26 protein-coding genes are annotated in these 26581 nt (G+C 66.3%); 9 read left to right on the top strand and 17 right to left on the bottom strand.

Features of this window, described 5'->3' with window-relative positions; all coding sequences use genetic code 11:
* Positions 1-17 precede the first annotated feature (17 nt).
* Both AC5Y31_RS07540 and AC5Y31_RS07535 read right to left on the bottom strand, forming a co-directional pair.
* Complete coding sequence (locus tag AC5Y31_RS07540) at positions 18-1082, bottom strand: thiolase family protein (protein ID WP_499979364.1); 1065 nt, start codon at positions 1080-1082, stop codon at positions 18-20.
* An 8-nt stretch (positions 1083-1090) separates the two neighbouring features.
* Positions 1091-2083 (bottom strand): Zn-ribbon domain-containing OB-fold protein, encoded by a 993-nt coding sequence (locus tag AC5Y31_RS07535; protein WP_499979362.1) that lies wholly within the window; start codon positions 2081-2083, stop codon positions 1091-1093.
* Positions 2084-2141: 58 nt separating this feature from the next.
* Between AC5Y31_RS07535 and AC5Y31_RS07530 the strand changes: the two genes are divergently transcribed.
* From AC5Y31_RS07530 to AC5Y31_RS07520, 3 genes are all read left to right on the top strand, one after another.
* On the top strand, positions 2142-3173 hold the full coding sequence (locus AC5Y31_RS07530; RefSeq protein ID WP_499979359.1) for an LLM class F420-dependent oxidoreductase: 1032 nt from the start codon (positions 2142-2144) through the stop codon (positions 3171-3173).
* A gap of 128 nt (positions 3174-3301) precedes the next feature.
* Positions 3302-3715, top strand: a complete 414-nt coding sequence (locus tag AC5Y31_RS07525) for a hypothetical protein (RefSeq protein ID WP_499979355.1) — start codon at positions 3302-3304, stop codon at positions 3713-3715.
* Positions 3716-3736: 21 nt separating this feature from the next.
* A complete protein-coding gene (locus tag AC5Y31_RS07520; RefSeq protein ID WP_499979353.1) occupies positions 3737-5284 on the top strand; it encodes an acyl-CoA synthetase in 1548 nt (515 codons plus the stop codon).
* A gap of 57 nt (positions 5285-5341) precedes the next feature.
* Here AC5Y31_RS07520 and AC5Y31_RS07515 read toward each other — a convergent pair whose 3' ends face one another.
* The 3 genes from AC5Y31_RS07515 to AC5Y31_RS07505 are packed head-to-tail and all read right to left on the bottom strand — an operon-like array spanning position 5342 to position 7967.
* Entirely contained in the window at positions 5342-5818 is a 477-nt protein-coding gene (locus AC5Y31_RS07515) for an Imm61 family immunity protein (protein ID WP_499979351.1), read from the bottom strand.
* Positions 5818-7671, bottom strand: coding sequence for a TNT domain-containing protein (locus AC5Y31_RS07510; RefSeq protein WP_499979349.1), 1854 nt, complete (start codon positions 7669-7671; stop codon positions 5818-5820). Before AC5Y31_RS07510 ends, AC5Y31_RS07515 begins: the two co-directional genes overlap by 1 nt.
* Complete coding sequence (locus AC5Y31_RS07505; protein ID WP_499979347.1) at positions 7653-7967, bottom strand: DUF2563 family protein; 315 nt, start codon at positions 7965-7967, stop codon at positions 7653-7655. The genes AC5Y31_RS07510 and AC5Y31_RS07505 overlap by 19 nt, the downstream gene beginning before the upstream one ends.
* A 225-nt stretch (positions 7968-8192) precedes the next feature.
* Between AC5Y31_RS07505 and AC5Y31_RS07500 the strand changes: the two genes are divergently transcribed.
* The gene (locus AC5Y31_RS07500) at positions 8193-8666 is read left to right on the top strand and encodes a hypothetical protein (RefSeq protein ID WP_499979723.1); all 474 of its coding nucleotides are present in this window, start codon (positions 8193-8195) and stop codon (positions 8664-8666) included.
* Between the two features lie 144 nt (positions 8667-8810).
* Here AC5Y31_RS07500 and AC5Y31_RS07495 read toward each other — a convergent pair whose 3' ends face one another.
* Positions 8811-9536, bottom strand: coding sequence for an acetoacetate decarboxylase family protein (locus tag AC5Y31_RS07495; protein WP_499979345.1), 726 nt, complete (start codon positions 9534-9536; stop codon positions 8811-8813).
* 40 nt (positions 9537-9576) lie between these two features.
* On the opposite strand from AC5Y31_RS07495, the gene AC5Y31_RS07490 reads away from it, so the two are divergent.
* Positions 9577-10794, top strand: coding sequence for a cytochrome P450 (locus AC5Y31_RS07490; protein WP_499979722.1), 1218 nt, complete (start codon positions 9577-9579; stop codon positions 10792-10794).
* A 40-nt stretch (positions 10795-10834) separates the two neighbouring features.
* Here the strand turns inward: AC5Y31_RS07490 and AC5Y31_RS07485 are convergent, their stop codons facing one another.
* Genes AC5Y31_RS07485 through AC5Y31_RS07475 form a run of 3 tightly spaced genes read right to left on the bottom strand, consistent with a single transcriptional unit; the run spans position 10835 to position 14310 of the window.
* A complete protein-coding gene (locus AC5Y31_RS07485; protein ID WP_499979344.1) occupies positions 10835-12478 on the bottom strand; it encodes a serine/threonine-protein kinase PknH/PknJ in 1644 nt (547 codons plus the stop codon).
* Between the two features lie 36 nt (positions 12479-12514).
* A complete protein-coding gene (locus tag AC5Y31_RS07480) occupies positions 12515-13510 on the bottom strand; it encodes an NAD-dependent epimerase/dehydratase family protein (protein ID WP_499979342.1) in 996 nt (331 codons plus the stop codon).
* Positions 13510-14310 (bottom strand): crotonase/enoyl-CoA hydratase family protein, encoded by an 801-nt coding sequence (locus AC5Y31_RS07475; protein ID WP_499979341.1) that lies wholly within the window; start codon positions 14308-14310, stop codon positions 13510-13512. Before AC5Y31_RS07475 ends, AC5Y31_RS07480 begins: the two co-directional genes overlap by 1 nt.
* A 69-nt stretch (positions 14311-14379) precedes the next feature.
* On the opposite strand from AC5Y31_RS07475, the gene AC5Y31_RS07470 reads away from it, so the two are divergent.
* Both AC5Y31_RS07470 and AC5Y31_RS07465 read left to right on the top strand, forming a co-directional pair.
* A complete protein-coding gene (locus AC5Y31_RS07470) occupies positions 14380-16020 on the top strand; it encodes an acyl-CoA synthetase (protein WP_499979340.1) in 1641 nt (546 codons plus the stop codon).
* 66 nt (positions 16021-16086) lie between these two features.
* A complete protein-coding gene (locus AC5Y31_RS07465) occupies positions 16087-17502 on the top strand; it encodes a WS/DGAT/MGAT family O-acyltransferase (protein WP_499979337.1) in 1416 nt (471 codons plus the stop codon).
* Here AC5Y31_RS07465 and AC5Y31_RS07460 read toward each other — a convergent pair.
* From AC5Y31_RS07460 to AC5Y31_RS07450, 3 genes are all read right to left on the bottom strand, one after another.
* Positions 17468-18853 (bottom strand): PE-PPE domain-containing protein, encoded by a 1386-nt coding sequence (locus AC5Y31_RS07460; RefSeq protein ID WP_499979335.1) that lies wholly within the window; start codon positions 18851-18853, stop codon positions 17468-17470. The genes AC5Y31_RS07465 and AC5Y31_RS07460 overlap by 35 nt on opposite strands.
* Positions 18854-18937: 84 nt before the next feature.
* On the bottom strand, positions 18938-20491 hold the full coding sequence (locus AC5Y31_RS07455) for a succinic semialdehyde dehydrogenase (protein ID WP_499979332.1): 1554 nt from the start codon (positions 20489-20491) through the stop codon (positions 18938-18940).
* Between the two features lie 39 nt (positions 20492-20530).
* Positions 20531-21319, bottom strand: a complete 789-nt coding sequence (locus AC5Y31_RS07450) for a serine hydrolase (RefSeq protein ID WP_499979331.1) — start codon at positions 21317-21319, stop codon at positions 20531-20533.
* 89 nt (positions 21320-21408) lie between these two features.
* On the opposite strand from AC5Y31_RS07450, the gene AC5Y31_RS07445 reads away from it, so the two are divergent.
* Both AC5Y31_RS07445 and AC5Y31_RS07440 read left to right on the top strand, forming a co-directional pair.
* Positions 21409-21657 carry an AbrB/MazE/SpoVT family DNA-binding domain-containing protein gene (locus AC5Y31_RS07445; protein WP_499979329.1) on the top strand — a complete coding sequence of 83 codons (249 nt, stop codon included), beginning with the start codon at positions 21409-21411 and terminating at the stop codon, positions 21655-21657.
* Positions 21654-22046: a type II toxin-antitoxin system VapC family toxin gene (locus AC5Y31_RS07440; protein WP_499979328.1), complete on the top strand. Its 393-nt coding sequence runs from the start codon at positions 21654-21656 to the stop codon at positions 22044-22046. Before AC5Y31_RS07445 ends, AC5Y31_RS07440 begins: the two co-directional genes overlap by 4 nt.
* 105 nt (positions 22047-22151) lie before the next feature.
* Here AC5Y31_RS07440 and fadD17 read toward each other — a convergent pair whose 3' ends face one another.
* From fadD17 to AC5Y31_RS07415, 5 genes are read right to left on the bottom strand one after another with little or no spacing between them, the layout of a single operon-like run.
* Positions 22152-23669 carry a long-chain-fatty-acid--CoA ligase FadD17 gene (fadD17, locus tag AC5Y31_RS07435; protein ID WP_499979327.1) on the bottom strand — a complete coding sequence of 506 codons (1518 nt, stop codon included), beginning with the start codon at positions 23667-23669 and terminating at the stop codon, positions 22152-22154.
* A gap of 22 nt (positions 23670-23691) precedes the next feature.
* Positions 23692-24435 carry an SDR family NAD(P)-dependent oxidoreductase gene (locus AC5Y31_RS07430; RefSeq protein WP_499979326.1) on the bottom strand — a complete coding sequence of 248 codons (744 nt, stop codon included), beginning with the start codon at positions 24433-24435 and terminating at the stop codon, positions 23692-23694.
* On the bottom strand, positions 24432-24923 hold the full coding sequence (locus AC5Y31_RS07425; RefSeq protein ID WP_499979325.1) for a nuclear transport factor 2 family protein: 492 nt from the start codon (positions 24921-24923) through the stop codon (positions 24432-24434). Before AC5Y31_RS07425 ends, AC5Y31_RS07430 begins: the two co-directional genes overlap by 4 nt.
* Entirely contained in the window at positions 24920-25783 is an 864-nt protein-coding gene (locus tag AC5Y31_RS07420; protein WP_499979323.1) for a TIGR03619 family F420-dependent LLM class oxidoreductase, read from the bottom strand. The genes AC5Y31_RS07425 and AC5Y31_RS07420 overlap by 4 nt, the downstream gene beginning before the upstream one ends.
* Positions 25783-26574, bottom strand: a complete 792-nt coding sequence (locus tag AC5Y31_RS07415; protein ID WP_499979322.1) for an SDR family NAD(P)-dependent oxidoreductase — start codon at positions 26572-26574, stop codon at positions 25783-25785. Before AC5Y31_RS07415 ends, AC5Y31_RS07420 begins: the two co-directional genes overlap by 1 nt.
* Positions 26575-26581: the final 7 nt, after the last annotated feature.

Raw genomic sequence — 26581 nt, 5'->3', positions numbered from 1 at the left:
CATCGTCGTGGCGCGCATCAGTTGCGTCCTTCCATCACCGCGACCAGATTCTGTTGCAGCGCAGGCCCGCTGGTGGCGTGGGCCAGTACCCGGCCGGCCGAACCATTGAAGATGTGCTGCGCGGCAAAGCCGATGCGCTCCAAACCGGCGACGAACATCGGATTGGCCGCCAGGGCACCGCCGGACGGGTTCACTTTGGCCCTCGACGGCAGTCGCATCGCCTCGGTCAGGATCAAGTGCTGGTGGGTGAACGGGGCATGGATCTCGGCGACGTCCACCGAGGGCATGTCGTCGCCGCTGGCCGCGCGCGCCGAGACAGTGGTCGACGGCGAACGGGTCAGATCCCGGCTGCCCAGCACCGGCGACTCGATCCGGTGCTCGAAACCGGTGATCCAGGCCGGGTTCTCGCACAGCTCACGGGCCTTGTCGCCGGAGGCCAGCACGATCGCCGCGGCGCCGTCTGTGATCGGCGCGATGTCGTGCCGGCGCAGGGGTTCGGCGAAGAACGGGCGATCCAACAGTTCATCGAGGCTGGTGGATGACTCGACCGAGTCCACCCGGTCGGCGACGACGAACGAATCCAGCGCCACCCGGGCCATCTGCTCGGCGGTCCACTGGCCACCGTCGAGACCGAGGCGGGCTTGCAGCCCGGCGATCGAGACCGAGTCGGGCCACAGCGGAGCGACGGTGTAGGGGTCGGTCTGCAAGGCGAGAATCCGGCGCAGCTGCCCGGCCGAGGACTTGCCGAACCCGTAGGCCAGCGCGGTGTCGACCTCGCCGGTCAACACCTTGATGTAGGCCTCATACAGCGCCCAGGCGCCGTCCATCTCCACATGCGACTCGTTGATCGGCGGAACCGCGCCGATCGAGTCGATCGCCGAGATGAACGAGAAGGCCCGTCCGGCAAGGTAATCCGATGAACCGGAGCACCAGAAGCCGATGTCGGTCTGGGCGATACCCAGCTCGGCGTAGAGCTGAGCGAAACACGGCATCAACATCTCGACGCCGTTGGTCGTGCCGTCGGTGCGGCGAACGTGCGGGGCGTGGGCGAACCCCACCACCGCGACATCGCGTTGCGTCATGCTGCCCCTCACAGGTGGTGCTTGTAGGTGTCGTAGTCGGCGTCCGGCTCGCCGGTAGGCCGGAAGTATTCGATGTTGTCGATGCCCAGGCCCCACTCCTCGCGGGGCTTCCACACCGCCTCGACCCGCATCCCCATCCGCACCTCGTGGGCGTCGATGTCGGAAACCAAGTGCAGGAACGGGATGTCGGCACCGTCGAGTAGCACATAGGCCGCCACGTACGGCGGCTTGATGCGTTGCCCGGCGAACGGGATGTTGATGATGGCGAACGTCGTCACTGTGCCCTTATCGGGCAGCTCGACGAAGTTGTCCAACGGCAGGCCGGTGGCCGGATCTGCTTCTTTGGGCGGGAAATACAGCTTGCCCTCGGTGCCGGTGCGCGCCCCGAGCAGCTTGCCCTCCTGCAGGGCGCGCAGGTACGCGCTCTCCGGTAGCGAGGCGGTGTGCTGGATCTCCAGACTGGACGGGATCACCACCATGGTCACCGGATCACGCCCATCGGGGGTGTCGGCTTCGGGCTCTGCGTCCTCACCGATCTCGAAGTAGGCGATGTCGGTGATCGCTCCGACGGTCTCGTCGGCCCAGTGCACGCGCACCCGGGTGCCGGTGCCGATCGCTTTGGGACTCTCCGCCGCGACCGCATGCAGCAACGGCACGTCGGCGCCGTCGAGCTTGATCAGCGCCCAGGCGAACGGGGTGTCCAGCGGCTGGCCCTCCAGCGGGGTCGGCTGCCAGGTCCACGACACCACGGTGCCGACACTGGACACCGGTACGATCTCCGTGAGCTGTTCGTAGCTGACCGGGTCGTACTCGGCAGGCGGCACGTACACCCGACCGTCGGAACCTCGGACGCCGACGACGCGGCGCTCACGCAGAGCGGTGAAGAATGCGCCGAGGGTGGGGCCGACTGAACGTGTGTAGTCGAAGGACAACTTCAGCGGCGCGGAAAGGGGCGGCTCGTGCTCATCGATCTGCGCGCGGTGGCGTTGGCTGGCAGTCACGGCATCGAGTAGAACAGGTTCTAACAATGGTGGCAAGCATGCGAGCAAGGAGCCAAGGATGAAGCTGGGACTGCAGCTGGGCTATTGGGGCGCACAGCCGCCGGCCTACCACGCCGAACTCGTCGGCGCCGCCGAGGAAGCCGGCTTCGACGCCGTCTTCACCGCCGAGGCCTGGGGCTCGGACGCCTACACGCCGTTGGCGTGGTGGGGTTCGTCGACTTCCCGCGTGCGGCTGGGCACCTCGGTGGTGCAGCTGTCGGCGCGCACCCCGACCGCGTGTGCGATGGCTGCGTTGACGCTGGATCACCTCTCCGGCGGCCGACACATCCTCGGGCTCGGCGTCTCGGGCCCGCAGGTGGTGGAGGGTTGGTACGGCCAGCGCTTCGGAAAACCGCTGGCCCGCACCCGCGAATACATCGACATCTTGCGTCAGGTGTGGGCCCGCGAGGCCCCGGTGACCAGCGCCGGCCCGCACTACCCGCTGCCGCTTTCCGGGGAGGGCACCACCGGGCTGGGCAAGGCGTTGAAGCCGATCACTCACCCGCGGCGCGCCGACATCCCGGTGATGCTGGGTGCCGAAGGCCCGAAGAACATCGCGCTGGCCGCCGAGATCGCCGACGGCTGGCTGCCGATCTTCTACGCGCCGCGGCTGGCCGGCATGTACAACGAGTGGCTCGATGAGGGCTTCGCCCGTCCCGGCGCGCGGCGTACCCGCGAGGACTTCGAGATCTGCGCGACCGCCCAGGTGGTCATCACCGAGGACCGCGCCGCGGCGTTCGCCGGGATCAAGCCGTACCTGGCGCTGTACATGGGCGGGATGGGGTCGGAGGACACCAACTTCCACGCCGAGGTCTACCGCCGGATGGGCTACTCCGATGTCGTCGACGACGTGACCAAGCTGTTCCGCAGCGACCGTAAAGACGAGGCGGCCAAGATCATTCCCGACGAACTGGTCGACGACGCCGTGATCGTCGGTGACATCGACTACGTGCGTAAGCAGATCAAGGTGTGGGAGGCCGCCGGCGTGACGATGATGGTGGTCACCGCGCGTGACACCGCGCAGGTTCAGCAGCTGGCGTCGCTGATCTGAGGTCGGCGCGGCTCAGCCGAGCAGCCGTTAGTTGGCCACTGAAACGGTGTGCTGTCACAACCGACGGCGCTGGATCGTCTACCGCAGTGAGGGGTTGACTACCCGACTTGACCGCGGGAGGACGCAACATGGACGACGAACTGCCGTTTATCGACACGCACACGGTGGAGGTCGATGCCCCACGAAGGCCGGTATGGGCCGCGCTGCAGCGGTACACGACGTCCCTGCTCCGCAGCACCGAACGCAATCCGCTGGTGGTTCTGCTCGGCCCGCAACCCCGCGCTGGCTTCGCGGTCGCCGAGAGCACCGAACAGCAGCGAATCGTTCTGGTTGGGCGGCATCGGTTCTCGCGCTACCGGCTGGTATTCGAACTCGCCGACGCGCCCGGGGGCGGCACCCTGGTGCGCGCCCGCAGCTATGCGGCCTTCCCCGGACTCCATGGCCGCGCGTACCGTGCCCTGGTCATCGGCACCCGGTTGCACGTCGTGGCCACCAACTTCATGTTGCGGGCGATCCGGGACCTCGCCTTGCAAGCGGACTAGAACACGTTCTAGATTGGCCGGATGAGCGAAGCCGGCCTGTGGAACATCGCCCGTGACAATCCCGACGCCGCTGCGGTGGTCGACGTCCTGGGGGGTGAGCTGACCTACGGTGAGCTGGCCGCCCGCGCCGACCGCTACGGCCGCGGCCTGCAGGCGCTGGGCCTGGAGCCCGGCGACGTGCTGGTGATGGTGCTGCCCAACATCGTCGACACGCTCGCGGTGTACTTCGCCGCCATGCAGACCGGGCTGTACATCGTCGCCATCAACTGGCACCTGACCGGCCCGGAGATCGGCTACATCCTCGCCGACAGCGGCGCCAAAGCCCTTGTCGCCCACGAACGGTTCGCCGAAGCGTCGAAGATCGCCGCCGACGAGGCCGGCCTGGCCACCGACCGCCGCTTCGCCGTGGGCGACATCGACGGCTTCACCGCGCTGTCGGCGCTGGGCGCGGCCGAAGAGGGCCGGCCCGACGTGCGCACCATGGGTGCGGCGATGCTCTACACCTCGGGCACCACCGGCAAGCCCAAGGGTGTCAAGCGTCCGCTGACCGGCGCCGACCCCGACGCGGTGCCGGTGGCCTCCGCGGGCTTCTTCGCGCTGTATGACCTGGCGCCGTTCGACAACCACGTGCACATCTGCGGCTCCCCGCTCTATCACACTGCGGTGCTGAACTTTTCGGCTATCTCCATTCAGCTGGGCCACAAGGTGGTGCTGATGGACAAGTGGGACCCCGAGGAGATGCTGCGCCTCATTGCTGACCACAAGGTGACCCACAGTCACATGGTGCCCACCCAGTTCCGTCGGCTGCTGGCGTTGCCGGCCGAGGTGCGGGGCCGCTACGACGTGTCGTCGCTGCGCAATGTCATCCACGGCGCGGCGCCGTGCCCGCCTGAGGTCAAGCGGCAGATGCTGGACTGGTGGGGCCCGGTGATCACCGAGTACTACGCCGCCACCGAGGGCGGCGGCACCAAGATCAGCGGCGAGGAGTGGCTGGTCCACCCCGGCTCGGTCGGCAAGGCCTGGCCGTATTCGGTGGTCAAGGTGCTCGACGACGACGGCAACGAGTTGCCGGCTGGTGAGGTCGGCACCGTTTACATGCAGATGGGCGGATCCAGCTTCGCCTATCACAACGACAAGAAGAAGACCGAGGAGAATCGCGCCGGTGACCTGTTCACCGTCGGCGACGTCGGCTACCTCGACGAAGAGGGCTACCTGTTCCTGCAGGACCGCAAGACGAACATGATCATCTCCGGCGGGGTCAACGTCTATCCGGCCGAGATCGAGAACGAGCTGATCATGCACCCCAAGGTGCTCGACGTCGCGGTGTTCGGGGTGCCCGACGAGGACTGGGGCGAGGCCATCAAGGCCGTCGTGCAGCCCGCCGAGGGTGTGGTCGGTGATGACGCGCTGACCGCCGAGCTGATGGAGTACGCGAGCGCGCGGCTGGCGAAGTTCAAGTTGCCCAAGTCCATTGACTACATCGCCGAGATGCCGCGCGACCCCAACGGCAAGCTGTACAAGCGGAAATTGCGGGACCCGTACTGGGAGGGGCGGGGCGCGAAGATTTAGGGGGTGTGTCGGTACTGTGCGAACGAGGCCGCTGCACTGGCAGCAGGGGAGACCGCGTTAATTGGCGCCCTCACTTACCATCTGTTCAATTTCCTCTGCCGATTTCGTTATTAGATGACTGAAAATCGTCGCATTCACCGCGGACGATATGACCCGGTCGCCGTTTGAACAGATTTCATAGCCGCGGTCGACCCGCGTGACCTTGATGCCGGGAGCGTAACCCAGTCGATAGAGGTCTGTTCCCAATGGCCCGGATGCAAGGCTCGGACGCGCTGTTGTTCCCCAGTCCCAAATCAGGTACTTCTCCGCTAGATCGAAATTCGAAAACTTGGCCGCGCCGTTCGTTCGCCGGCCACGATCATCTACTGTGTCCGCTATCCACCAAGAAGACTCTGGGCGCAGATGGACCGAATAATCATCGGACCTGAAGGCGATTTGGCAGTCGTCACAAGTCGTCGAAACCGACACGTTGCCGCCGCTAAACATTGGTGCCCAACGCAGCCAATGCTGGGTTAGGCGCGACATGTCTGTCATTATTGTTGCCTCCTCAGAAATCCGGAACGGATCAGTTCCTCAACACTTCCGGTATCTCCGAATTCATTAATTATTCGGAATTGTGTACCGCCACCGGGTTGGTGGAACCATGGCGCCGTTTGTGACTGCTCGATGTGCCAACCGGGTGGCAGCGCTGCGGGATCGTCGACGACATACCGAAGATACGGCCTTGTCGCGCTTTCCGGCGGCAGCGACAACTGCGCGAAGGGGGTCCCTTCCGGAGCCATGTAACCGCCGTATTCAGAGCCGAAGCGTCCGAGTTCGGTTCCGGCGGCTAAGTCCGCGTCCGGGACGACGGTGCCGGGTATCGCGTATGGCTTGCTGACCAGGCTGTCGTTGGGGTAGATCAGGTGCCCGGCCGAGTCGGTGAATTGCGGTCCGGGTTCGATTGGGTGGTAGCCGTCAAATAGCGGTGACTCCGCGGGTAGCGGATGGACTTCGGCTGCCGGGGCCGGCGCGTGTGGGCCGCTGTGCGGGACATGGTCGTGGGTGATTGCCGGTGGGATGTGGTCGCCACTGGTGGTAACCGGGCTGTGTACTCCCGGATGGTGAATCGCGAGATCGTCGGCGGCGGCCTGAGCGCGGATTTCGGCTTGGGTGATCGCCCGTGGCAGCACATTGTCGGCGCTCAGGCCGGCGGCAGTGCCGCCGCCGGCTTCCAGGGCTTCGCGGGCGAATAACGACCGCATGCCCTGCCAGCCGGCTTCGACGCCGGCCTTGCCGGCGGTGACAGCGGGTCCGGCACCCACCGCGGTGAAGATGACGTTCTGCAGCAGCGCGTCGTCAGGGGTGACCCGGCCGGGGTCGAGGAACCGGGAGGCGACCAGCTTGCCGTCTTGGTAGGTGAAGTAGGCGCTACTACCGCTGGCGGCGCCCTGGTCGTAGATCTCGCCGGTGCCGTTTTTGAGAGTGCCCGTCACCACCATCTTCTGGCCCTCGAGGGTGTAGGCGAACGACACGGCGCCGTCGGGACCCAGGTGTACGGAGGCGGGATCAATGCTCGAGTAGTCGGGGATCTTGCCCAGGTCATCGAGGGCGTCGGCAATGTTCTTCTTCAATGCCGGCAGCCGCTTCGTCGACTCTTGAGCATCATCGCTGCCGGCGCCATGGGCATATGCCTTGGCAGCGGCGTCATCGAGTTCCTTTTGGGCGGCCCGCACCCGGGCCATCGCATCGAGTACCGCTTGGTCGTTGGCGCGCAAGAACTCCTCGAATGCGGACTGGTCGGCCGGAGCGGTCGGCGCGGGGTCCAGGGGCCCGCGCAGCGGTTCTGCGTCATAGCCATGGGACAGCAGCTTGGTCGTCGAAGCTTGAAGTATCCCGGCGTAGTCGTCGCGGAGCTTTTCGATCTGATGCAGGATGCCGGCGGTGTCATCGATCGCTATCTGTTCCAGCTCGGAGGTGTCCAGGTCAGCCTGCTGGTACATCCCGATGCGGTTGTCGATGTCTTGAAGCTGGATCTCGAGGGCGTGGATCTTCGCGGCCGCGGACTTCTGGGCCGCGGCGAGCGCAGCGGCGATGGATTCCAGATCGGTGCCGATCGCGGTGAGTTGGGTTTGTTGCAGATGCAAGCTGCTGGTGGCGCGCTGCACTTCGGCCGAGTCGTTGATGGGGTGTTCGCCGTTCTCGCGGTTCCAGGCGGCCTGGAATCGTTGGCGGGCTTGGGCAAACGCGGCACTGGATTCGGCGGTACATGACCCGGCGTCGTGAAAGGCCTGCGCCAACTCGTCGACGGCGGCCGGATTACCGCTTTGCACGGTGTTGTTGACCTGCCACGGGTCACCGCCGGCGGCTTCGATCAACAGCGCCAGGTTTATGTGCTGGAGTTGCACCGCACCGCACGAAGCTGGGCCGCGTTGTGCTGATCCATACCGGTGAACTCGCGCGCGGCATGGTGGGCCTTGTCGCCGACTTCGGCCAGGGTCCGGCGGTGGTCGGTGAGGGTGGTGATGTGCTCGGTGTGCGCTGCGGAGATCGCGTTGCGGAAGACGTCTGCGGCGCCGAGCCCTCCGAAAATGTTTGATGCCACGGCGGTTTGGTTCAGCCGGGCCGCCCCGGCATGGGCGTGTTCGCTGGCGTCGCGCGCATCCACCGCCCCTGACCGCGGCATCGCCGGATCGACGAACATCCCGAACCCCTCTCAGATCGGACATTATCAACCCTGACAGGGCGGCCCTTCGGCGTCAATTCAGTTTGCGATCGTCTACGAGTGCGTTTGTCGCCGGTCTCCTCGACTGCGGGCGGCCAGGGCAGTCGCAGTACGACGGCCCATTGTTTGGACCTGTGGCCGCATTTGGGAAACGATGATGTAAGCGAAGAATCGGCACTCGGAGTTACCATCCGTGAAGTGACCATGACACAGCCCTGGCCCGCACCGCCCGCACCAGTCCGATCCCGCAACTGGCTGACAGTGACGCTGGCCGGCGTGGCCGTAGTCCTAGCTGCAGCGGCGTTGATCGTGGCGCTCACCCGGTCTGGATCGGGGTCAAGTCCTACCTACACGGCTGCAGAGAAAGCTGAGGCGAAGACGAACTTGTGTGATCGTTACAAGACTGCGGCGCGTGCGTTGAGTATAGAGACGGACCCCAACGGCGATATAGCATTGGCACGTATCTCGATGATTAATGGAGCGTTGATTCTGGAAACCGCGGCCGCAAACCCGGCCCTAGACCCAAAAACTCGCGACGCAGCACGCGCTCTTGCGTCGACGTATCAAACAACGGCCGCCATAGGAACTAAGGGAATGGCAACCACCGAACAGTTCCAAGAAGCGGTTGATGACTCCAACGCCAAAGAACGTGTGTTGAAGGAATTGTGCGGTGTCTGACCTGCCGGACGCTAGGCCGTTCACGCAGATGTTGATCAGTGCGTGGTGGCCCACGCCCGCCGGACCCGCCGACTCGGCTTCCTGATCCGGTTTCGACGTTGCCGTAACTCCGCCTCCACCGCCGATCACCGGCGACAGACTCCGCTAGCGGTTGATCACGTCGGGATCCCCGAACGTCATCTCAACCCGCCCGACCGTCGACGACATCATCGGCCGCTTCGGCAAGCCCAGCGCAGCCAGCTCACGGGCGTACGGGTGGTTGCCGAGCCGCAGCGTCGTACCGCCTAACGTCCCGCGCACCCCGGAAATCCGCATCTCCCAGGGGATGTCCCGAGTGACACCGTCGAGATGACTGTAGGCCCGCAGCGTGCGTGGCCGGGAGGTGAAAAGACTCGGCACCGGCAGGCCGCGCCCGAATTCCATGGTGGCGATGTGTTGGCCGTCGGCGGCGACGTCGAAACCCAGCTGCTTTCCGTCGCGAACGGTGAAGTCCGCCATGATCTTCGGAAAACCCCAGATGGTCCGTCCGGCTTCTAGGGTGAACGCCTGGTCCACCGGCAGGTGGTGGATGAACGCGCCGGCAGAACCCAGCGCACGCCAACCGCTAGCAGACGAGCCCGGCGGGTTGGTCATCACCGCGGTCCCGAATTCGTGGTACTTACCGAGATCGCCGTCGATGTAGCGGGCCAGCATCAGGTTGACCACGGCCTGCCCCGGCCGGTGCTGGAAGACCTGCAGGCCGCTGTAGTCGATCATCGCCTGTGCGGCGTCCGCCGGAACCGAGAACATCGCGCTATGCACATCCGCCTGACGGATGCGGACGGGCATGGTAAGCACAGTGCCAGCGATGGTGTGCTGCGAAAGAGCCATGACGCCCACTGTAATCCGGAGGACGCTGATGACCGAGGTAATGGCCGATGTGAAGCCGACGACCAAGCCCGACGTCGATCTGACCGACGGCACCTTCTACTCCGATGGCGGGGCGCGCGCCGCCTACAAGTGGATGCGCGCGCACGAGCCGGTGTTCCGGGACCGCAACGGGCAGGCCGCCGCGGCCAGCTACGCCGCGGTGATCGACGCCGAGCGCAACCCCGAGCTGTTCTCCAGCACCGGCGGCATCCGGCCTGACCAGCCGGGCATGCCCTACATGATCGACATGGACGACCCGGAACACCTGGTGCGCCGCAAATTGGTCAACGCCGGCTTCACCCGCAAGCGGGTGCACGCCCAGCTGCCGTCCATCGGAGAACTCTGTGACAGGTTGATCGACGCGGTCTGCGAGCGGGGGGAGTGCGACTTCGTCCGCGATATCGCAGCGCCGCTGCCGATGGCGGTGATCGGCGACATGCTTGGCGTCCTGCCCGAAGATCGCTCGAAGCTGTTGAAGTGGTCCGACGACTTGGTGGCGGGGCAGAGTTCGCACCTGGATCCGGCATCGGCGACGTTCCAGGCCGTCATGGAGGCGTTCGCCGGCTGGACCGAATTCACCCGCGACATCATCATCAAACGGCGGGCTGAGCCCACCGATGACCTGTTCTCAGTCCTGGTCAACGCCGAGGTGGACGGCGCGGTGATGTCCGATGACGAGATCATCTTCGAGACCCTGCTGATTCTGATCGGCGGCGACGAGACCACCCGGCACACCCTGTCCGGCGGCACCGAAGCAATGCTGCGCCACCGCGACCAGTGGGACCTGCTGCGCGCCGACGCTAGCCTGCTGCCCGGGGCCATCGAGGAGATGCTGCGCTGGACCACGCCGGTCAAGAACATGTGCCGCACGCTGACCGCCGACACCGAGTTTTACGGCACCACGCTCCACCAGGGCGAGAAGATCATGCTGCTGTTCGAATCGGCGAACTTCGACGAGGCGGTGTTCGACGAGCCGGACCGGTTCGACATCCAGCGAAACCCCAACAGCCATCTCGCGTTCGGTTTCGGCACCCACTTCTGTATGGGTAACCAGCTGGCCCGGCTGGAGCTTTCGCTGATGACCGAGCGGGTGCTGCAGCGGCTGCCGGATCTGCGCCTGGCCGAGGGAGCCGAGGTGCCGCTGCGCCCGGCGAACTTCGTGTCCGGCCCGGAGTCCATGCCGGTGGTGTTCACGCCGACCGCGAGGGTGTTGGGCTGACTTCTACACAGATTTTTGCGCCGGTGTAGCAACCGGCTGGTTAATGGGCCTTGTTGAGGATCTTCTGCGCCACCGTCACCGCAGCGGCTTCAGTGTCGACGGCGGAGTCCTGCACGATCAACCGGTAGACCACCACGTCGCTGACGACGTTGTCGCGCACCGTCAATGCGTGTCCCCATTGTGAGTCCTGGGCGGTGAAGCTGGCGGTGAGCATTCGGCTGCCGGGTGTCACCGAGCGGACCGTGTATTGGATTTGCGACTGGGGGCCGCCGGCCTCGACAGTGAACGTGGGGCCACAACGCTTCCAATCTTCGGCTGATTTCTTGAAGAATGCATCAGCCTGTTCGGCGGTCGCGAAAGACACGACCGCCTGGGTCCCAGTGGGAGCCATGAAGGGATTTTGCGGATCGATGAACTGAGCTACGCGTACTGCGGTGTAGCCGCTCCCCGCGTAGACGACGTCCTGTGCCACCGCATGAACTTGCAGGCATTGCGCGGGCACGACGGGCTGGGTTTCGCTGTGCTCCAACTTGCTGGCGATGGCACCGTTCAGCGTTACGTTGGACGAATCCAAAGTCTGTTGTAGCTCCGCAGCGCTGAGGAGGGCGCCGTCCAGCGTCGCGTGTTTGATCGGAGAACTAGTCGGATTGGTGATCGATCGGTTCTTGGAGGCGGGGTGCGCTCCCGTCGGTGTTCGTAGTGACATGACGATGCCAATGACTCCGACGACGGCGATCACGCAGCTTGCCGTGATGAGTGTGATGAGTGTGCGGCGGTTGAGTTTTGGTTTTTCTGTCTGGCCCTGTGGGGCATACGTTTCGTCGGTGGTGGGGTAGGCCATGAGGGTTGGTGCGGCCGGGGGGTAGTGCGTGGGTGCGTTCAGTGCGGTGCGTGCAGCGTGGGCGAGTTCGCGGGTGGACTGGTAGCGGTGGGCGGGGTCTTTCGACATGCCGGTTTGGATGACGTGGTTGAGGGTTGGGGGTAGGTGGGGGTTGGTGTCGGTGGGGTTTGGTGGTGGGGTGAACAGTTGGGCGCTGATGAGTTGTTCGATGCTGGTTGCGGGGAACGGGGGCCGGCTGGTGAGTGTTTGGTAGAGGACGCAGGTCAGGGCGTAGATGTCGGTTCGGGCGTCGGCGGTTCCGGTGTTGAAGCGTTCCGGTGCCATGTATTCCATGGTGCCGATGGTGGTTCCGGTGCCGGTGAGGCCGGTTTGTCCGGCGGCATGGGCGATGCCGAAGTCGATGAGGTAGGCGAAGTCGTCGTCGGTGATGAGGATGTTGGAGGGTTTGACGTCGCGGTGGACTAGGCCGGTGCGGTGGGCGGCGTGCAGGGCGGCGGCGATTTGCTCGATGATGCTGACGGCGCGGATGGGCTCGAGTGGGCCGTGCGCTAGGAGGTCTTGGAGGTTGTGGCCGTCGACGAGTTGCATGGTGACGTACATGTGGCCGTCGATTTCGCCGAAGTCGTAGATCGGTACGACGTGGGGTTCGGATAGGGAGGCTGCTGATCTGGCCTCGCGTTGGAAGCGTGTGCGGAATTCGTTGTCATTGACCAGGTGGGGCGGGAGGACTTTGATGGCCACGGTGCGTTCGGTCGCGGTGTCGTAGGCGCGCCAGACCTCGCCCATGCCGCCACGCCCGACCACGTCCACCAGCCGATAACGACCAAACGCCCTACCCTCCACGCGAATCACTCTAAGGGGCGGCAGGTCAGCCGGTAATCAGATCGATTCCGGGGCCCGAAGTCCGACCCGCAAAGAATCCACGATCGCCTCGATCGGCGAACGCCACCGCAAGCCGAGGTCGGCCAAGGTCGCCGAATCGTCGGTCGGGGTGGCCGAAGTCAGCAGCCAGGCCGCCTCGTAGCTCAGCGACTCGGGCAGCGGCAGCAACCGACTCGCGGCATCGCTGACCCGCCCGATCCCCTTGAAAACACTGGGCGACACTCGGATTCGACGCACCGACGCGCCCAAACCGACCTCCACCGCGGCGATCATCTCGTCGAAGCCGACCATGATCCCGCCGCACAGGTAGCGGTGCGGGCCGCGGCCCGGCCGCATCAGCGCCTCGTGCACCAGACCGACGTCGCGGACGTCGACCATCGCCATCCCGCCGCGCACCACCGGCGCCACCCGGTAGCGCACGATCGGCGCCCAGCCCCGCTCGGTGACACCGGGCGCCGTCCAGTACGCGGGCCCGACCACGCTGGACGGGTAGGTGACCACCACCGGTGCACCCTCGTCTTGCAGCCGGCGGGCCACCCGCTCGCCGTAGGCCTTGGTGCGGGCGTAGGCGCTGCGCCCGGGCACGGTGGGCGAGTCGGGTCCGATGACACCGTTGGGCGGCGGAAACAGCGCGCTGTAGCTGCTGACCGACACCACGGGATCCAGACCGGCGGCCACCGCGCGGGTCAGGATCGCCTCGGTGGCGTGGGCGTTGATGTCCCACATCAGCTTTTCCAGGCGGTCATTGGTGCCGACCACCCCGGCGGCGTGCAGCACCGAGTCGCAGCCGTCCAACAGCCGCCCGACGACGTCGGCGTCGCGGATGTCGCCGTCGAGCACCTCCAGCGTGCCCAGCTCGCGCAACCGCGGAATGACGGGCTCGGAACCGCAGCCCGGCGCGACCAGCAGACGCACCGAATGCCCGGCTTCGAGCAGCGTCTTGACGGTGTGGGCGCCGAGGTAGCCGGTGCCGCCGGTGACCGCGATCTGCATCAGCGGTTCTTGAACTCCGGCTTGCGCTTCTCGGCGAAGGCGCGGGGCCCTTCCTTGGCGTCCTCGCTCAAGAACACCTTGATCCCGATCTGGGTGTCGAGCTTGAAGGCGTCGTTCTCGTGCATGCCCTCGGTCTCGTGAATGGTGCGCAGCATCGCCTGCACCGCCAGCGGACCGTTGTTGTTGATCTGCTCAGCGATCTCCAGCGCCTTGGTCAGCGCCTCCCCGTCCGGCACCACGTGGCCGATCAAGCCCATCTCCAACGCCTCGGCGGAGGTGATGTGCCGGCCGGTGAACAGCAGATCGCACGCCATCGTGTAGGGAATCTGGCGGACCAGCCGCACCGCGGAGCCGCCCATCGGATACAGGCTCCACTTGGCCTCGGAGATGCCGAACTTGGCGCTCTGGCCGGCGATGCGGATGTCGGTGCCCTGCAGGATCTCGGTGCCCCCGGCGATCGCCGGGCCCTCTACCGCGGCGATCAGCGGTTTGGTCAGCCGCCGGCCCTTGAGCAGGCCGTCGATGCGCGACGGGTCGTAGCTGCCGTCCTTGAAGGAGTCGCCGGGCGCCTTCTTGTTGGCCGCCTTGAGGTCCATACCCGCGCAGAAGTAGCCGCCGGCGCCGGTCAGAATGCACGAGCGGATCTCGTCGTCGTTGTCCACCCGGTCCCAGGCCTCGACCATGATCGCCAGCATTTCGCCGCTCAAGGCGTTGCGGGACTCCGGCCGGTTGAGCGTGACGATCAGGGTGTGTCCGCGCTGTTCAACCAGGGCGTGGGGCTCTTGTGACGACTCGCTCACCGGCGTCCGCCTTTCCGGGTGGGGACCTCGACTTGAAAACGAAATGTAACACGTTCTAGTTTGTGTGTTGTGGCTCTCAACATCGCGGATCTCGCCGAACACGCCATCGACGCCGTTCCGGATCGGGTTGCCCTGATCTGTGGGGACGAGCAGCTGACCTATGGGCAGCTGGAGGAGAAGGCCAACCGGCTGGCCCACTACCTGATCGACCAGGGCGTCAAGAAGGACGACAAGGTCGGTCTGTACTGCCGCAACCGCAACGAGATCGTCGTTGCGATGCTCGGCATCATCAAGGCCGGCGCCATCCTGGTCAACGTCAACTTCCGCTACGTCGAGGGCGAGCTGCGCTACCTGTTCGACAACTCCGACATGGTCGCGCTGGTGCACGAGCGCCAGTACGCCGACCGGGTCGCCAACGTGCTGCCCGACACCCCCAAGATCAAGACCATCCTGGTGGTCGAGGACGGCAGCGACGGCGACTTCGCCCGCTACGGCGGGGTGGAGTTCGAAAAGGCGCTGGCGCAGGGCTCGCCCGAGCGCGACTTCGGGCCGCGCAGCGCCGACGACATTTACCTGCTCTACACCGGCGGCACCACCGGGTTCCCCAAGGGCGTGATGTGGCGCCACGAGGACATCTACCGGGTGCTGTTCGGCGGCACCGACTTCGCCACCGGTGAGCCGATCGCCGACGAGTACGACCTGGCCAAGCAGGCCTCGGCCAACGCGCCGATGATCCGTCACCCGATACCGCCGATGATCCACGGCGCCACCCAGTCGGCGACCTGGATGTCGCTGTTCAGCGGCCAAACCGTGGTGCTGGCACCGGAATTCGACGCCGATCAGGTGTGGCGCACCATCCACGACCACAAGGTGAACCTGCTGTTCTTCACCGGGGACGCGATGGCGCGTCCGCTGTTGGACGCGCTGCTGGCCGCCCAAAAGGACGGTCACGAATACGACCTGTCCTCGCTGTTCCTGCTGGCCTCCACCGCGGCGCTGTTCAGCCCGAGCATCAAGGAGAAGCTGCTGGAGCTGCTGCCCAACCGGATCATCACCGACTCGATCGGGTCGAGTGAGACCGGTTTCGGCGGCACCAGCATCGTCGCCAAGGGCGAAGCGCACACCGGCGGGCCCCGGGTCACCATCGACAAGACCACCGTGGTGCTCGACGAGGACGGCAACGAGGTCCAGCCCGGCTCCGGCGTGCGGGGCATCATCGCCAAGCGCGGCCACATCCCGGTCGGCTACTACAAGGACGAGAAGAAGACCGCCGAGACGTTCCGGACCATCAACGGGGTGCGCTACGCCATCCCGGGCGACTTCGCACAGGTCGAGGCCGACGGATCCGTGACCATGCTCGGCCGCGGTTCGGTGTCGATCAACTCCGGCGGCGAGAAGATCTACCCCGAGGAGGTCGAGGCCGCGCTCAAGACCCACCCGGACGTGTTCGACGCCCTGGTGGTCGGGGTGCCCGACCCCCGCTACGGCCAGCACGTCGCCGCGGTGGTGCAGGCGCGCCCGAATGCCCGGCCGTCGCTGGAGGAGATCAACACCTGCGCGCGCACCGAGATTGCCGGCTACAAGGTGCCCCGCAGCCTGTGGTTCGTCGACGAGGTCAAGCGCTCGCCGGCCGGCAAACCCGACTACCGCTGGGCCAAGGAGCAGACCGAAGCCCGCCCCGCCGACGAGGTACACGCCAACCACGCCTGACGGCCCACAGCGGGATTCCCGGCAATCCGCATCCGGTGACCCGGGTCGCGGGGATACTCTCGGGCGATGCAGCGACTTTCGGGCGTCGACGCGGCGTTCTGGTCGGCCGAAACGGCCGGCTGGCACATGCACATCGGTGGTCTGGCGATCCTGGATCCCAGCAAGGCACCGAACTACAGCTTTGAGCTGGTCCGTCAACTACTGATCGAGCGGCTACCGCAACTGCCCCAGCTGCGCTGGCGGGTCAGCGGTGCCCGGCTGGGGCTGGACCGGCCGTGGTTCGTCGAGGACGACGAACTCGACATCGACTTCCACCTGAGGCGTATCGGCGTGCCCGCCCCGGGCGGGCGCCGCGAGGTCGAAGAGTTGGTGGGCCGGCTGATGTCCTACAAGCTGGACCGCTCCCGGCCGCTGTGGGAGGTGTGGGTGATCGAGGGGGTCGAGGGCGGCCGGATCGCGACGCTGACCAAGATGCACCACGCGATCGTCGACGGCGTCTCCGGCGCGGGTCTGTCCGAGATCATGCTGGACGTGACCCCGGAACCGCGTCCGCCGCAACCGGAATCGATCGGATCGTTGACCGGCGAAGGCATGCCCAGCTTCGAGCGTCGTGCATTCGGGGCGCTGGTCAATGTCGCGGTGATGACCCCGTTTCGGATCGGCCGGCTGGTGGAACAGACCGTCCGTCAGCAGATCGCCACGATCGGGCTGGGCTTGACCCGCAAGCCGCCGCGCTACTTTGACGCTCCGGTGACCCGATTCAACGCCAGCGTGTCCCCGCACCGGCGAATCACCGGTGCCCGAGTCGAACTCGAGCGGGTCAAGGCGGTCAAGGACGCCTACGGCGTCAAGCTCAACGACGTGGTGCTGGCCATGGTCGCCGGTGCCGCTCGGGACTATCTGAGCAAGCGCGGCGAACTGCCCGACAAGCCGCTGGTCGCCCAGATTCCGGTGTCGACCCGCACGGAGGACAGCCAGGGTGAGATCGGCAACAAGGTCAGCTCGATGACGGTTTCGTTGGCCACCGATATCGAAGGACCGAACCACCGGCTCAAGATGATTCACGAGAACACCCAGAGCGCCAAGCAGATGGCCAAGGCGCTCTCGGCGCATCAGATCATGGGACTGACCGACACCACCCCGCCCGGGCTGCTGCAGCTCGCCGCGCGGGCCTACACCGCGACCGGGCTGTCGAATCGGTTGGCCCCGATCAACCTCGTCGTCTCCAACGTGCCCGGGCCGCCGTTCCCGCTCTACATGGCCGGGGCGGAACTGGAATCGCTGGTGCCGCTGGGCCCGCCGGTCATGGACGTGGCGTTGAACATCACCTGCTTCTCCTACCGCGACCATCTCGACTTCGGGTTCGTGACCACCACCGAGGTCGCCGACGACATCGACGAGATGGCCGACGCGATCGAGCCGGCGCTGGCCGCGTTGGAGCGGGCCGCTAGCCGGGGAAAATCCCGGACAGGTCGGCGCTGATCGATTCGGCCGTGCTGATCAGGGAGAAGGCTTCGAAGCCGGCGGCCAGCGTGTACAGGTAGGTGTTGTTGGCGATCGGGGCAAAGGTCGCCTCCAGCAGGTTGCCCGACTGCAGGCCCTCGGTGAACCACTGCAAGTCATAGGTCGGGATGGTGGTGGTGACTCCGGTGATCACGTCGGCGGTCGGCAGCAGCGCCGCATACGCCGTGGAGAACGCCGCGGTCAGGGAGTTCACGAAGTCGGTCAGGTTGAAGCTGCCCAAGGCCGCGGAAACCGCCGAGCTGGACGAGTTCGACAGATCCAGCGATCCCAGGTCATCGGTGAACGCTTGGATTCCCGTCGGCAGACCGGCCGCCGCCTCCTGAAACGCTTTGACGACCATGTCGGTGTCCGGGAACAACCCGAACGGGGTGGGTACGTTGGCCGGGCCGGTGTCCCAGCCGTAGTCCGGGTCGCCGTAGCCCAGGTTCACCAGTGGGGTCAGGATCGGCTGCAGCAGGTCGGCTAGCGGCTTGCCCAGGCCGGGGATGAGCAGCAGCGGTTGCAGCAGCGGCAGATACGGAACCGTCTCGTCGCTGAGCGGAATCCCGTAATAGGTGGTCATGGTGTCGCCGACGGTGTCCAGTTGGACCGCGGACGCCAGCTGTTCGGCGGTCAGATCCTGGTAGGTGGGGTGCACGAATTGGATACCGAGAATCGAATTCAGGTCGGCCAGGAAGTTGATCGGGTAGCGCGGTATGTCCGAAAAGCCGTCGTAGGCCTGCATGTAGATGGTGGTGGGGTAGAGGTCGTCGGGGGTGGCGCCGTTGAACGTGATCCCCAGGCTCGGGATGGTCACCCCGGTAAGCCGCTCGAACAGCCCGCCGTCGGGCTGGTTGGGGTCGGCCAGCAGCACGAACCCGACGTCGTCTTTCGAAATGTGGTCGGCCGCAAGCTCGCTCATCGTCATCGAGGAGATGGTGGAGCTCTGTGAGTCGCCGAGCACGGCGACGTGATTGCCTGCGGCGACCTGTTTTTCGATGGCGTCCTTGAGGATCGTCACGCCTTGGGCTTCGGATTGATCCAGCGTCAGGCTTTTGACTCCGGTGTAGAGCGCGTAGTTTCCTTCCGGGGTGAACAGCGCCTGCGGGACGTATCCGGGGAAGTTGGGCTGGACGTAGAGGGTGTTGTTGGTGTCCACATACTGGTCCGACGGGATCGGATCGCCGCTGCCGCCGATGACGAACGCGATGTTCTCGCCGCTGGCCAGCCGGACCGACGTGGTGTGAACGTTTTGGGGCGCAGCCGCAGGTGCTACGACGAGTCCGGCGCCCAGCACCGCGGTAGTCAGGTAGGGCCGAAATGCGTGCATGTCCGCCTCCTTCGCAGGGCCGACCTACGAAGTGACGCTAAACCTCTCAGCAGACGCCTACAAGGGGCTGCAGGTTGTTTTCAGCTACCGGCCAGGTAACGCCTGCACCGCCCGGATCATCGGGGTCAGCAGTTTCTGCCACAACGGACCCGAAATCCCCAGCGGCGGGTCCAGATTCAGCACCCGGGCGGTCGAGACCGTCTGCGACTCGGTGTACTTCAGAATGCCGTCGGCGCCGTGGCGCCGGCCCACCCCGGAGGCCTTCATTCCGCCCATCGGTGCCGCGGTGCTGCCGAAGGCCAGTGCATAGCCTTCGTCAACGTTGACGGTGCCGGACTTGATGCGGGCGGCGATCGCCTCGCCCTGGGCCTTGGTCGCGGCCCACACGCTGGCGTTGAGCCCATATTCGGTGTCGTTGGCGCGTGCGATCGCCTCATCGATGCTGTCGACCGGGTAGATGGAGACCACCGGGCCGAACGTCTCGTTGCGGCCGCACTCCATCTCGTCGGTGACGTCGGTCAGCACCGTGGGTTCGAAGAACAGCGGCCCGATGTCGGGGCGGGCATTTCCGCCAGCGATAACCTTGGCGCCCTTGGCCTTTGCGTCGTCGACATGGTTGGAGATGGTTTTGATCTGGTCTTCGGAGATCAGGCTGCCCATGTCGGCGGAGAAGTCGTAGGCGCTCGAGAGCTTCATGGCACGCACCTGCTCGGCGAACTTCGCGGCGAACTCGTCGGCGATCTCCCGCTCGACGTAGATCCGCTCGATGGAGATGCACAGCTGCCCGGCGTTGGAGAAGCAGGCACGGGTGGCGGCCTTGGCGACCTCGGTCAGATTCGCGCCCTTGGTAACGATCATCGGGTTCTTGCCGCCCAGCTCCGCGGAGAACCCGATCAGCCGGGCGCCGCACTGTTCGGCCAGTGAGCGGCCGGTGGCGCTGGAGCCGGTGAACATCAGGTAGTCGCACTGCTGCACGATCGCCGTGCCGACCACCGACCCCGGACCGGGCACCACCGCGAACAGCTCACGCGGCAACCCGGCCTGATACAGCAGCTCCGCATTGGCCAGCGTGCAGTACGGGGTCTGGCTGTCCGGTTTCACCACCACCGCGTTACCGGCCAGCAAAGCCGGGATGGCATCTGAAATCGACAGCGTCATCGGGTAATTCCACGGCGAGATGACCCCGACGACGCCCTTGGGGTGGTGGTTGACCACGGTCTTGACGATGCCGGGCAGCAGTCCCTGCACCCGCTTGGAGGCCAGCAACTTGGCGGCCTGGCGCGCGTAGTAGCGCGCGTTGAGCATGATGTCGACGATCTCCTCCTGGGCCGCCGAGCGGGCCTTGCCAGTCTCGGCCTGGGCGACGTCCATCAGGAAGTCCCGGTTGGCGATCACCAGGTCGCGGTAGCGCTCGATGATCGCGCAGCGCTCCTTGACGTTGCGGGCGGCCCACTGCTGCTGGGCGGCACGGGCCTTGGCGATGGCCTCCGTGACGTCATCGGCGGTCCCGATCGGGATGGTGGTCAGGGCTTTGCCGGTGAAGACCTCGTCGATGGTCTTCGACTGCCGGGCGTCGGTGTCCTCGATGGCGACCAGGGCGCGCAGCCGGTCGAAGTCTGCGGCGGACGGAGCGGACATGGCTATCTCCTACTCGCGGGTAAGTGCTTAGCCGCCAACCTACCCGCCGCAGCGGCCACCCGGTAGCTGGGCGGCATTGGCTTTGAGCCACTCGGTCATCTGGTTGAGCGCCGCCACCCCGGAATCGAAGCTGCCGTCTTTCGGTTCGGCGGCCAGCGCCACCGCCAGCTGGCCGTGGGGTGTGCCCACCACGCCGAACTGCCGCACCAGATAGCCCCCGCCCGTGCCGGGGCCCCAGCCGCCCTTGGTCGGGGCGCCGATGCCGGCCAATCCCCAACGCTGGTTGGGGATGGTGTTGTTCATCAGGCTGTAGACGGGTGCGGCCGCACCCATGCATGGCAGGTGGGCGGCGAACACGGCCTGGCGGGCCAGCGGCCACTGGGTCTGGCCAAACGCACTGAATTCCGGGCGCAGCCGCCGGGATTCGACCGCGGTCCCGGTGTCGCCGCCGGCGCGCAGCACGGCCTGCACCTGCTGGGCGGCCTGGGGCGCCGGCCCCAGCTCGGACCACAACTTCTCGGCGGCGTCGTTGTCCGAGGCGGTGACGGCCCGGGCGGCCAGGTCCTGTGCGTTCGGACGGTTGGCGTGAATCGCCGCGATCGCCAGCGGGACCTTGATGGTCGACCAGGCGACGCCGTTCTGCAGGTTGCCGAGCGTGCCGGCACTGTTTTGGCCGACCGGGGCATAGGCGATGCCGACGTTGGCCGGGATGGTGGTGGCCAGCCGGGCGAAGCCGGCCTGCAGTGGTTCGGCCGCGGCGGGGGAAGCGAGGGCCAGGGTTGCGACGACGGTCAGGGCCGCGATGAGTGCTCGGCGGGCTGCGGGCATTGCCTCAGTATTGCGCGCCGATGGCCCAGAACCGTGGCGACGCGGCCTTTCGGGGTATCCTTACAGAATCGAGCAAGTAAGGAATCTTCATGGACGTTGCCGCCAAGCTCACGTCGAAAGGCCAGGTCACCGTGCCCAAGGCCGTGCGGGAAGCGCTTGGACTCAAGGCAGGTGACGAAGTGTTGTTCCGCGTGGAAGGTGACCGCGCTGTGCTGGCTCGAACCCCTGACTTCCTCACGTTGGCCGCAACGGTGCGGGTACCGGCGGCCAAACGCAACGTCGCATGGGATGAGGTGTTGCGCCGGACCCGGTCGGCCCGAGCCGCGCGTCGCCGGTGAGTGTCTTCATCGACACCAACGTCCTGGTTCGCCATCTGACCGGTGATCCTCCGGAGATGGCGGCGCGTGCGACTGCCTACCTCGGGGTCGAGCAGGAGTTGCTGCTGACCGACGTCATCGTCGCCGAGACGGTGTATGTGTTGGAGTCGTTCTACGAAGCGCCTCGCGGCCAAGTCGCCGAGGCGATCCGGTCGCTGATCGCATTCGAATCGGTTGTCTGCGTGGACCCAACACTTCTGCTGCGTGCGGTTGAGGTCTACGAGACGGACCGGCTCGACTTCGCGGAGGCCTATCTCGTCGCCTGCGCCGAGAACACCAGGGTCGGCAAGGTGGCTTCGTTTGACCGATCTATTGATCGGGTCGACACGATTGAGCGGATCGCGCCGTAGGTAATCGAAATATTGAGCCCACGGAAGCGATAGCGCCCGCGGTATCCAAATCGAACACAACACACCCTTGCCCCGCAGAGGCTGGTGGGGCAGGTGAGTCTCGGACTACCGGGAGATCCGGAACACCGGATCGCCGCACTCCACACCTTCGGCCGACAAGACCCGCTTGAGCACCTTGAACGTCTCGGTGCGCGGTAGCTCGGCGGCCACGCGGACGTACGACGGCCATTGTTTGGGCCCCAGATCGGGCTGCTCGGCCAAGAACACCCGAAAGTCCGCAGGATCGAACGACGCTCCAGACGCCAGGACCAGTGCAGCCATCACCTGATCGCCCACCGCAGGGTCGGGGATCGGATACACCGCGACCTGGGCGACATCGTTGTGGCGCAACAGGACCCGCTCGATCGGCGCGGTGCCCAGGTTCTCGCCGTCCACCCGCATCCAATCACCCAACCGGCCGGCGAAGTAGGCGTAGCCGGCTTCGTCGCGGTAGGCCAGGTCGCCAGTGTGGTAGATACCGCCGGCCATACGTGCCGCCTCGGCATCGGGATCGCGGTAATAGCCGCGGAACTGGCCGCGCCCGCTGGTGTTCACCAGCTCGCCCACCACGCCGGGGGGGCATTCCTCTCCGGTCTCGACGTCGATGATCGCGTTCCCGTCGACCAGTGGGCCCAGCGCACCGGCTGGGGTGTCCGGGGTGCGCGCGATCGCCACTCCGCCCTCGGTGGAGCCGAAGGCGTCGACCACCACACAGCCGAACCGATCCGCGAACCGTTCCAGATCCCGCGGCGCACCCTCGTTGCCGTACAGCAGCCGAAGCGGATTATCGGCGTCGTTGGGTTGCGGCGGAGTGGCCAGCACATACGACAGCGGCTTGCCCACGTAGTTGGCGTAGGTCGCCCCGAAACGCCGTACGTCGGGGATGAACCCGGATGCGGAAAACTTGCGCCGCAAGGCGATTGACGCGCCCGCGGCCACTGCCACCGACCAACCAGCCATCACGGCGTTGGAGTGGAACAGGGGCATCGACAGGTAGCAGACGTCCGAGGGGCCCAGCCCGAACCGCTGCGAGAGCAGCAGGCCCGGGAAGGCCGCCTTCCACTGGGTGCACCGCACCGCCTTCGGGTCACCACTGGTGCCGGAGGTGAAGATCAGCATGAACAGGTCGTCGGGGTCGGCGTCGCGGAACGTCACCGGAGCACCGGCGTAAGCGGCCAGTTCCGCTTCCCACGAAGCAGATTCGACGTCGACCGCGCCCGGGACAGACGCGTCGGTGCTGTGGTCTGTAAATACCAGCTGGCAATCGGCGTGGGCCACGTCGCGCTCCAGTGCTGCTCCTCGCCGGGTGGGGTTCAAGCCGACCGGGACCAGGCCGGTCATCGCAGCGGCCACCAGCACCGTCGAGAAGAACGGGGTGTTGCCCAGCAGCACACCGACGTGCGGGGGTTTGGACGGGTCGAGTCGTGCCATCAGAGCGGCGCCCAACTGGGCTCCGGCCGTGATGTGGTCGCGCCAGCTGACGAACGTGTCCTCGAAGTACACGCCCCGGTCGTCCACCTCGGCCAATGGTGCCAACAGTCGGGTGACATTGGCGGTTGCGTCGGGTAACACCGGTGTCGACATAGCGCCAGCGTAGGGCAGCCGATCAGCGCAGCTTGATGGTGCCGCCGTCGACCATCAGCGTCTGTCCGGTCATATAGCGGGCGTCGTCGCTGGCCAGAAACACCGCGACTCGGCCGATGTCGGCCTCGGGGTCGCCGAATCGGTGCATCGGGGTGCCGGCCAGTAGTTTGTCCTCGATACCGGGATTGGCGTCCAGGTAGGCCTGCACCCCTTCGGTGAGCGCCAGCGGCGAGATCAGGTTGACGTTGATGCCGTCGCCGGCCCACTCATTGGCCGCCACCCGGCTGATCGCCCGGATCGCTTCCTTGGCCGCGGCGTAGGACGCCTGGCGGGCCTGGCCCTCGATGCCGGCCCCGGAGGCGAAGTTGATCACCGAGCCGGCGGTGGCCTTGAGCTGCTCATGGCAGGCCTGCATCAGCCACAGGGTGGGGTAGAAGCCGGTGTTGAACGACAGGTCGAACATCTGCTGCGTGGTCTCCAGCAGCGGGGCCTGCCTGGAGGCGTGGGCGTTGTTCACCAGTGCGCTCACCGAGCCGAACGCGTCGACGGCGGCCGCGCAGATCTGCGCCGCGCTATCCTGCTTGGAGATGTCGACGCTGAGATAGCGCACCGCCGAACCGAGTTCGGCCTCGACCGCTTTGCCGGCCTCGTCGTTGATATCCACCAACAGCACGCGGGCGCCTTCCTTGACGAACGCCCGGGTGATTCCCCGGCCGATGCCGCCCGCACCGCCGGTCACGATCGCGACCTTGCCGTCCAGCCTCATCGGGTTCCTCCGTTCAGGCCGGCAACCCCGGCCGCGAGTAACCGGCGTGCCTCCGCATCGCCGTCCAGGGTTCGGGTGATCCGCCGGATGATCTGCCAACGGCCGTCGAGCCGGCGCAGCTGGAAGTGGTGCACCCCGGCGCGGGCCACCAGATATTTCTTCTGATGCCGCACCACCAGGATTGATTCGCAGACCGCGACGGCGTCGTCGACGTCCACCGTCACCACGGCCGGGCCGAGGAAGTGCGTGCTGCCGCCGCCGATCAGGTTCTGGTGGGCATCGGAGCGCACCATCGCGGCGACCTCGGCGCGGCTGTCCATCGACCAGCCTTCCACGTCGTAGCTGCCGTCGAGCGCCCACAGCTGCGCCGCCGCGTCGGCTTCGCCGGCGTCCACCAGCGGGCCGTAAGAGGCGATCATTCGCTCGATGGCACGTTCGTCCTCGATGACGGCCAACCGGGCCTCCAGTTCGGCGAGTCGGTCCGTCATGCGTCCTCCCTTACTCGGTCGGCCAGCCCCCGCAGCGCCGCCAACTGATCGCAGTAGTGCTCGACCGACTCCGCGGCGATCGAGCAGTTGATGATGGTGGCGCCGACGTCGCTCAAGGCGCGCAGCCGCCGCTGTGCTCGGGCGGGGTCGCCGAGCGGGTCCAACGGTCCCGGACCCAGCACGACGTCGAAACCATCCGGAAGATCCACGGTGGCAAGCATTTCCGCCAGTGCCCGGCCGCCCAGGCCGAACGGCATCCAGCCGTCGCACAGCTGCACCGCACGCCGCAGCGAGCGGCGGGTGCGGCCACCCACCCAGATCGGCAGGTGCGGTTGCACCGCAGCGGGTTCCACGATGACGTCGTCGAAGCGGTAGAACTCGCCGGCATAGCGGGGGCGCGGGTCGGCAAGCGACGCGCGCAGTGCGCGGATGGCGTCGTCGGCGCGGGCACCGCGATCCGGCCAGGACGAGTTCAACATGGCGAACTCAGCTTCGATCGAGCCCACCCCCACCCCGAGGACCACCCGGCCGCCGCTGATCAGGTCCAGCGTCCCGTAGGCCTTGGCGATCTCCAGCGGGTGGTGATAGCCCAGCACCACGATGGAGGTGGCCAGCCTGATCGCCGAAGTGTGCGCGGCGAGGAATGCCAGGGTGGCGACCGGGTCCCAGTAGACGAACCCGCGGCCCGCGCCCTGGTCGGTGGGGACCGCGATGTGTTCGGAGCAGGTCAGGTAGTCGAAGCCGAGTTCATCGGCGGCCTTGGCGATGCGCACGACGTCGTCGATGCCCGCGCCGTTCTCCCACGCCGACGCCACGCCGGGGGTCTGGACGACAACCGGCGTGGAAAGGCCGAGCCGCACTAGGCCTGCCCGATCAGTTGCTGCATGAAGCGGTGGGTGCCCAGCACCACCTTGGCCCGGTCCGGGTTGTTGCGGCGCTCGACGTCAGCGGCGTTGCCTCCGGCGATGTACACCGGCCCGTGCGGCAGTTGCTCGAGACCTTCGCGGGCCACATCGGCCGGCTCGGCGACCTTCATGCCGGGCACATCGAAGTTCAGTCCGACTCGCTGCATCGCCGGTGTGCGGGTCACCCCCAACACCAACTCCAGCACGTCGACGTTGTGCTCGCGCAACTCCAACCAGAGCCCCTCGGCGAAGATCCGGCCGAACGCCTTCACCCCACCGTAGATGGTGTGCCGCGCCGACCCCAGATATCCGGCCATCGACCCCACCATCAAGATGCCGCCCCGGCGGCGTTCCCGCATGGCGCGCCCGTAGTGCTGGACCAGCCTCACCATGGTGGTGATGCTGAGGTCGATCACCGATGCGAAGTCGGACAGCTTCCCATCGAGGAACTCCTCGCTGCAGGTGTTGGCTCCGGCGTTGTAGATCAGTAGGCCGACGGTGAGTTCGGCGGTCGCCTCGATCACCCGGTCTACAGCGGCAGCGTCGGTGAGATCGGCTGTCAGCGTGCGCACTTCGACACCGTGGCTGCGACAGTCCTCAGCCGTGTGTTCCAGCGGCTCGGGCTTGCGGGCGATGAGAACCAGGTTGATACCGGCAGCGGCGAGCCGACGGGCGAACTCGGCGCCGACCCCCTCGGATCCACCGGCGATCACCGCCCACGGCCCATAATTCGAAAGATCGGTCACGCCGAAC

It is taken from the genome of Mycobacterium sp. NGS18, assembly GCF_059813185.1.
The sequence above is the reverse complement of the archived record's forward strand: the minus strand, read 5'-3'. Positions and strand labels throughout refer to the sequence as shown.